At 64.5% G+C, this 7,806-nt stretch carries 6 protein-coding genes; all 6 read right to left on the minus strand.

The genetic code is table 11. The features are described from left to right. Window positions 1–43: 43 nt before the first annotated feature. Entirely contained in the window at window positions 44–2,458 is a 2,415-nt protein-coding gene (locus tag ACNPP0_RS26095; RefSeq protein ID WP_332610861.1) for a TonB-dependent siderophore receptor, read from the minus strand. Window positions 2,459–2,642: 184 nt separating this feature from the next. Continuing rightward, window positions 2,643–3,602, minus strand: a complete 960-nt coding sequence (locus ACNPP0_RS26100) for a FecR domain-containing protein (protein ID WP_332610570.1) — start codon at window positions 3,600–3,602, stop codon at window positions 2,643–2,645. After that, window positions 3,595–4,128, minus strand: coding sequence for a sigma-70 family RNA polymerase sigma factor (locus tag ACNPP0_RS26105; RefSeq protein WP_448707428.1), 534 nt, complete (start codon window positions 4,126–4,128; stop codon window positions 3,595–3,597). The genes ACNPP0_RS26100 and ACNPP0_RS26105 overlap by 8 nt, the downstream gene beginning before the upstream one ends. A 111-nt stretch (window positions 4,129–4,239) precedes the next feature. Further along, a complete protein-coding gene (gene zapE / locus ACNPP0_RS26110; RefSeq protein ID WP_332610573.1) occupies window positions 4,240–5,331 on the minus strand; it encodes a cell division protein ZapE in 1,092 nt (363 codons plus the stop codon). Between the two features lie 79 nt (window positions 5,332–5,410). Beyond that, entirely contained in the window at window positions 5,411–6,838 is a 1,428-nt protein-coding gene (lpdA, locus tag ACNPP0_RS26115; protein WP_050450282.1) for a dihydrolipoyl dehydrogenase, read from the minus strand. Between the two features lie 130 nt (window positions 6,839–6,968). After that, window positions 6,969–7,806: 2-oxoglutarate dehydrogenase complex dihydrolipoyllysine-residue succinyltransferase (gene odhB, locus ACNPP0_RS26120; protein WP_448707429.1), on the minus strand; the 838-nt coding region annotated here is incomplete at its 5' end.

Consider the following 7,806-nt stretch of genomic DNA (forward strand, 5'->3'; position numbering starts at 1 on the left):
CCCCCCCGCTACGGCGTAACCCGCCGCGATCCGTACTGCCGGCTTACCAGCGATAACGCAAGCTGGCCTTCACCGAACGCTGGTAACCGTACCAGCACCAGGACTCACCAAGGCACGACGCGACATACTCCTTGTCGAACAGGTTCTGCACGTTCAACGCCACCTGCATACCCTTCAACGAAGGCGACACGCGGCCCAGGTCATAGTCCAGCATCAAGTCGAACAGCGTGACGGAAGGCACCTTGTAGGTATTGGCTTCGTCAACGAACGACGAGCCGATATAACGGACGCCGCCGCCCACGCCCATGCCCGCCAGCGGCCCCCCTTGCAGCTGATAGCGCGCCCATGCGGACGCCTGTTGTGACGGCACGCCGGCCGGCGATTTGCCCTTCAGGTTCAAGCCCGCCAGGTTCGGATTGGCCTTGGAATATTCGTTGTCCATCAGCGAATACGCCGCCACCAGCGTCAGGCCGCGCAGCGGCTCGCTCTTGGCTTCCAGCTCGATCCCCTGCGTACGCAGTTCGCCCGCCTGGATCGAGCAGCGCCCGCCGGCCGTGCCGCACACGTGGGTGGGGTCCGGATCGGTTGTCGTCATGTTCTCGCGGCGGATATCGAACGCGGCGAAGGTCAGCAACGTTGCGCTGCCGGGCGGCTGATACTTGATGCCGACTTCGTATTGCTTGCCCTCGATGGGCTTGAACGGCACGTTCTGCCAACCCGTGCCCGACTGCGGCTCGAATGATTCCGAGTAACTGAAGTACGGCGCCACGCCATTATCGAAGTTGTAGATCACGCCCGCGCGGCCCGTGAACTTCTCGGCGGTCAGCGACGACGGGGTGACGCGGCCGCTGGGAATGGCCGTGGTTTCGCCGACGGTGCGAGCCCAGTCGTAGCGCCCGCCCAGCAATACCGACAGGCGGTCGATCTTGATCTGGTCCTGGAAGTACAAGCCGGCCTGGTATTGCTTGGACGTGGCATCCGACGAAAATGCCGGGGTGGCGATGTGCTGTCGGTTATCCGGGTTCAACACGTACAGCGGCGGCGCGCTGCCGGATCCCGACAACGTGTCCGTCTTCACGTGCTGGTAATCAAAGCCCAGCAACGCGGTGTGACCAAAGCTGCCGGTGTTGAAGCGGGCCTGCACATTGTTGTCGATGGTCAGTGCGCCCACATCCACGTCCGTGGCAATCGCCGCGCGCTGCTGGTACAGATAGGTTCGGTCCGTATAGCCGTAGTTGTTCGTCATGGCGCCGTAGACGCTGCGGTACTTGGCTTCTGAACGGGTCCAGCGCAGGCTTTGCGTGGCTTTGAACGTGTCGTTGAACCGGTGGTCCAGCACGTAGCCCAATGAATAGCTCTTGCGGTCGCTCTTTTCGAAATTGGCGTCGCCGTCGTAGTAATCCGCCGGCAGGCGGATGCCGTCCGGCGCCGACAACAGCGTACGCATGGACGACACGCTGCCGTACGAACCCATGTCGGGATCGCGCTGGAAATTGGTCAGCACGGTCAGCGAGGTATCGCCACTGGGCTTCCACGTGAAGGCCGGCGACACAAAGTAGCGGCGCTCTTTGGTGTCCTTCACCTGGCCGTCGGACATATAGCCGGCGCCGACCAGGCGATACAAGAACTTGCCGTCTTCGTCCACCGGCCCGCCAAAGTCGAAGTTGGCGCGGCCATAGTCGTAGTTGCCGACCTGCACCTCCACTTCGCGCAGCGTCTCTTCCAGCGGCCGCTTGCTGACCTGGTTCACCACGCCGCCCGGGCCGCCCTGGCCGTACATGACCGAGGCCGGCCCCTTCAGCACGTCCACCCGTTCAAGGCGATAGGCATCGACTTGCGGCAGCGCATCGCGGCCACCGAATACGCGCAGGCCATCCAGATAAGACGATGCGGAAAAGCCCCGCACATTGAACTGGTCCAGCCGCGTGGCGGTAGCGCCGCGCGATTCGGTCGCGACGCCGGCGGTGTATCGCAGCACCTGATTAAGCGTCTGCGCGCCCTGCTCCGTGATCTGTTCGCGCGTGATGACCGACACGGACTGCGGCGTTTCAATCAGCGGCGTGTCGGTCTTGGTGGCGCTGACGCTGGCGCTGGCCACATAGCCCACCGTGGGCACCAGCGCGCTTTCCGCCATGCCGGACACCGTCACCGGCGCCAGCACATGCGCGTCACCCGACGGCGAGGCAGGCGCGGGCGCCAGCGTCCAGGTGTTGCCCGACTGCGCACGCGCTTGCAGGCCGCTGCCCGACAAGATCCGCGCAAAGCCGGCGCCGACGGAATAGCCGCCATTCAAACCATCGGATCGCTGGCCGCGCACCAAAGCCGGATCGAATGACAGCACCACGCCCGCCGTGCGGGCGAACTGCGTCAGCACATCGGCCAGCGCACCGGCGGGAATCTGGTAGCTACGCTGCGCGTTGGCGGCAGCGGGCGCGGACTGTGCCCACGCAGCGGGCATGCCGGCGGCAAGCACGCCCGCGCAAGAGGCGGTCAGCACGGCCTTGCGGCCGGCCGTCAGTGTGGCGCGCAGGCGCGATTGAGATGAAGCAGACACGAAACTCTCCCTGTACGGTGATCTATCCCTGCCATTCCGTACGGGAGGCAAAAACCTGCAAGACATCCGGATAAAAAAGTTGTAACGCTCAAATTTGCCGAGGATCGACCTGCAACCAATACTGCGTGTGCCGCGTGACCTTGATGGGCAGTGCGGGCTCCAGCGCCTTCAACGCGCGTTCCGCATCGTCCAGCGGGAACACGCCCGATAGCTTCAGGGCGGCCACGGCGGGGTCCACGCGAATCACACCTACGCGCTGGCGCGCCAGATAGCGCGCAAAGGCGTCCAGCCGCCACTCCTTGGCCACCACCATGCCGTCCACCCAGGCCAGCCGGTCGGGGTCGACGGCGCTGCGCACGAGTTCGTCGGCGTCGATGTAGGCCAGCCGCTCGCCGGCGGCGGCATGCGTCCAGGCGCCCTGGCGCAGCAGTTCCACGCTGCCTTCGTACACGCCCAGCCGCAAGCTTGCGTCGGTGCGATGAAGATCGAACCGCGCGCGCTCGGCACGCAGTTCGCCATGGCCCGCGATCACGTGCAGCGCATCCACGCCCGCGCGCGGTTCTGTATTCACCAGCATCTCGCCACGCAGCAGGTCGATGCCGCGCGCGCCGCCCGACAGATGCAGGCGCACGGCGCTATCGCTGTTCAGCGTGATGCTCAGGCCGTCGGCCAGCGCCACGGTACGGCGTTCGCCCACGCGGGTGCTAAGGTCAGCCGCCAGGCGTTGCCAGGGCGTGTGCCGGTAGCCTGCCCATCCGATGGCGGCCACGCCCGTCAGGCTCAGCAAGCCGCGCAATGCGTTGCGACGGCCTTGGGATCTTGGCGAATTCAGTGCGGCGTGGGCCAACGCCGCCGGCACGCGGCGTGCATCGCGGCCGATGGCTTCCAGGCGTTCCCAGGCTTGTCGATGAGCGGCATCGGCGTCCAGCCACGCGCGGCAGGACTCGTGGTCCCGGGAATTTGCCACGCCACTTTGCATCCGCGCCCACCAGGCGATAGCCTGGCGCACCACGGCGTCGGGCGGGGTGGTTCGTGCCGCGTTATTCATAAAACGCGGCATAGCAGGCGGCCATCGCGCGCACCATGTACTGCTGAACGGAACTGAGCGATACGCCCAGACGCTGCGCGATGTCGGGATAGGTCAGCCCATCCAGCTGTGACATCAGAAATGCGGAACGTGCCTTGGGCGGCAAGCCGTCAAGCAGGCCGTCCAGACGCACCAGCGCTTGCAGCTGTTCGGCCTGCGTCTCGGGCGACGGGGCGTACGCCTGCTCAAGCGTGGCCAGATAGTTCAGATAGGCGTATTCCAGCGCGGCATGGCGCTGATGGTCCACGACCAACCCCTTGGCGATCGTAGTCAGCAAGGCGCGCGCATCGGTCGCGCGCACCGCCTTGCGGCCCTGGATCACCCGCACAAAAACGTCCTGCGCCAGATCTTCGGCGCGATGCTCGCAACCCAGCTTGCGGCGCAGCCATCCGAACAGCCATGGCCGGTGCTCGCGATACAGCCCGTCAATGGGCGCGATCGCGGCGTCTGCGCACGAAGCCGGTGGGGAAAACAAAGAGGAAGACACAATTGAGACCGCGGTGCGGAACCTGAAGTGTCAAAATCTTAAGTGATAATGACTTGCATTACCAATGCTATGTACAAGCGGCTCGACCGAGGCGGGCCGCTTGCGGCATTACTACAACGTCGCCGTCAGGCGGCGCTCGGATTCCAGATATTCGCGCGATTGCATTTCAAGAATGCGCGACACGGTGCGATGGAATTCGTTGGCCAATGCCCCTTCCGTGTAGATCTCTTCGGGTTCGCACTCGGCTGACATGATCAGCTTGACGCGGTGGTCGTAGAACACGTCGATCAACCAGGTGAAGCGGCGCGCCTCGGAGGCCTGGCGCGGGCCCATCTTGGGTACGCCCGACAGGATCACGGCGTGGAATCGGTTGGCCAGTTCCAGGTAGTCGTTCTGCGAACGTGGCCCGCCGCAAAGCGTGGCGAAATCAAACCACACCACCGAACCGGCCAGCGCCACGGCGCGGATTTCGCGGTGCTCGATGTGCAGCAAGGGTTCCTGCGGTGGCGTATCGGCAAGGCTGTCGAACGCCTTTTGCAGCGCGGCCTGCGCGTGGTCGTCCAGCGGCGTGTGATAACACTGCACCTGCTCCAGCGAACGGCGGCGATAGTCCACGCCCGCGTCCACGTTCATCACGTCCATGCGCGACTGGATCAGGGCGATGGCGGGCAGCACCCGGTCGCGGTGCAGGCCGTCCGTATACAGCGTGGACGGTTCGTAGTTGGACGTCATGATGAACGACGTGCCGTATTCAAACAGCTTGAGCAGCAGCCGATGCAGGATCATCGCGTCAGCCACGTCCGACACGTGGAATTCGTCAAAGCAGATCAGGCGGTAGCGTTTGGCGACGCGCTTGGCCACTTCATCCAGCGGGTCTTGCATGCCCTTTACTTCTTCCAGCTCGCGGTGCACGCCACGCATGAACTCGTGAAAGTGCAGGCGCGTCTTGCGCACCACGGGCACGGTCGCGTAGAAGGCGTCCATCAGGAAGCTCTTGCCGCGCCCTACCCCGCCCCACAGATACACGCCGCGCGGCACGTCGGGCCGGTTCAGCAGCTTTTTCAGGGCATTCGAGCGCATCGACTTGAACTTGACCCATTCGTCGTAATAGCGCTGCAAGCGGTCGATGGCCAGCTTTTGCGCGGCATCGGGCTTGTAGCCGCGTTCGGCCAGGGCGTGTTCGTAGTATTCGAGAACGTTCATGGGGTTAAGCTCAAGCAACCAAAATGAAAAAAGGGCGGGTCCTTGAACCCGCCCCCCGTCTAGCTCAGGTCAAGGACGCTTAGAAATTCAGCGCGCGCTTGTCCACGGCCAGAGCGGCTTCCTTCACCGCTTCCGACAAGGTCGGGTGCGCGTGGCAGATGCGGGCGATGTCTTCGGCGGCGCCGCGGAATTCCATGATGGTCACGGCTTCCGAGATCAGTTCCGAGGCCATCGGGCCCACGATGTGCACGCCCAGGACTTCGTCGGTCTTGGCATCGGCGATCACCTTGGCAAAACCGGTGGTGTCACCCAGCGCGCGGGCGCGGCCGTTGGCCAGGAACGGGAAGCTGCCGGCCTTGTACTCGCGACCTTCGGCCTTGAGCTGCTGTTCGGTCTTGCCGACCCAGGCAATTTCCGGCGACGTGTAGATCACCCACGGCACGGTGTCGAAGTTGACGTGGCCATGCTGGCCGGCGATGCGCTCGGCAACCGCCACGCCTTCTTCTTCGGCCTTGTGCGCCAGCATCGGGCCGCGCACCACGTCACCCACTGCCCAGACGTTTTGCAGGTTGGTCTTGCAGTCGCCGTCCACGGCCACAAAGCCGCGTTCGTCCAGCTTCAGGCCCACCGCGTCGGCGTTCAGGCCGCCGGTGTAAGGCACGCGGCCGATCGAGACGATCAGCTTGTCGACCACCAGCTTTTGCTCGGCGCCCTTGGCGTCGACGTAGGGCACGGTCACCGACTTGGCGGTGGCCTTGATCTCGCCGATCTTCACACCCATCTGGATGTTCAGGCCTTGCTTGGTGAACGCCTTAAGCGCTTCCTTGGCCACTTGGCCGTCAGCGGCGGCCAGGAATTCCGGCATCGCTTCCAGGATGGTCACTTCCGAACCCAGGCGGCGCCACACGCTGCCCATTTCCAGGCCGATCACGCCGGCACCGATCACGCCCAAGGTCTTGGGCACGCCGCCGATGTTCAGTGCGCCGTCGTTGGACAGCACGACCTTTTCGTCGAACGGCAGGCCGGGCAGCTCACGCGCCGACGAACCGGTCGCCACCACTACGTGCTTGGCAACCAGGTCTTCTTCGGCGGTGCCGGTGACCTTGATGGCCCAGCCACCTTCCACTTGGCCGCTGAACGCGCCCTTGCCGTGGAAGAAGGTGACCTTGTTCTTCTTGAACAGGTACAGGATGCCGTCGTTGTTCTGCTTGACCACCGTGTTCTTGCGGCCGATCAGCGTGTCGAGCTTCAGGCTGACGCCCTTGACTTCGATGCCGTGTTCGGCGAAGTGGTGATTGGCTTGTTCGAAGTGCTCGGACGATTGCAACAGCGCCTTGGACGGGATGCAGCCAACGTTGGTGCAGGTGCCGCCGGGAGCCGGGCCGCCTTGGCCGTTTTGCCAGGCGTCGATGCAAGCGACCGACATGCCCAGCTGGGCTGCGCGGATGGCGGCGATGTAGCCGCCGGGGCCGGCGCCGATCACGACGACGTCAAATTGTTTGGACATAGTGTTCTCGCGGATGATGGTGGGGTGGAACACGCCCCGCCCGACGCTTGGGGAGCCGGAGGCAGGCCCAGAGCCTGCCGGGGCGCCGCGATCCGGTAGGCCCGGAGCGGCGCCGCGCGGGGCGTCGAGATTACAGGTCCAGCAACAGACGCTGCGGATCTTCCAGGGCGTCCTTCATGGCGACCAGGCCCAGCACGGCTTCGCGGCCGTCGATGATGCGGTGGTCATAGGACAGCGCCAGGTAATTCATCGGGCGGATGACGATCTGGCCGTTTTCGACAACAGCGCGATCCTTGGTGGCGTGCACGCCCAGGATGGCCGATTGCGGCGGGTTGATGATCGGGGTCGACAGCATCGAACCGAACACGCCACCGTTGGAGATCGAGAACGTACCGCCGGTCATTTCTTCAATGCCCAGCTTGCCGTCGGCGGCGCGGCGGCCGAAGTCGGCGATGGTCTTTTCGATTTCAGCGATGGACAGCTGGTCGGCGTTGCGCAGGATCGGCACCACCAGGCCACGCGGGCTGCCGACAGCGATACCGATGTCGAAGTAGCCGTGATAGATGATGTCCTTGCCGTCGATCGACGCGTTGATCAGCGGGTACTTCTTCAGGGCTGCCACGGCGGCCTTGACGAAGAACGACATGAAGCCCAGCTTGATGCCGTGTTCTTTTTCGAACTTGTCCTTGTACTTGCTGCGCAGATCGATGACCGCTTGCATGTTCACTTCGTTGAACGTGGTCAGGATTGCGTTTTCTTGCTGCGATTGCAGCAGGCGCTCGGCGATGCGGGCGCGCAGGCGGCTCATCGGCACGCGCTGTTCCGGACGGCCGTCCAGCGACAGCGTGGTCGGGGCGGGAGCGGCCGGAGCCTTGGCCGGAGCGGCCTTGGCGGCGGGAGCGCCGGCAGCCATGGCGTCGCCCTTGGTCACGCGGCCGTCGCGGCCGGTGCCCGATACGGAAGCGGCG

The sequence above is a fragment of the Achromobacter semiaridum genome (assembly GCF_053543755.1).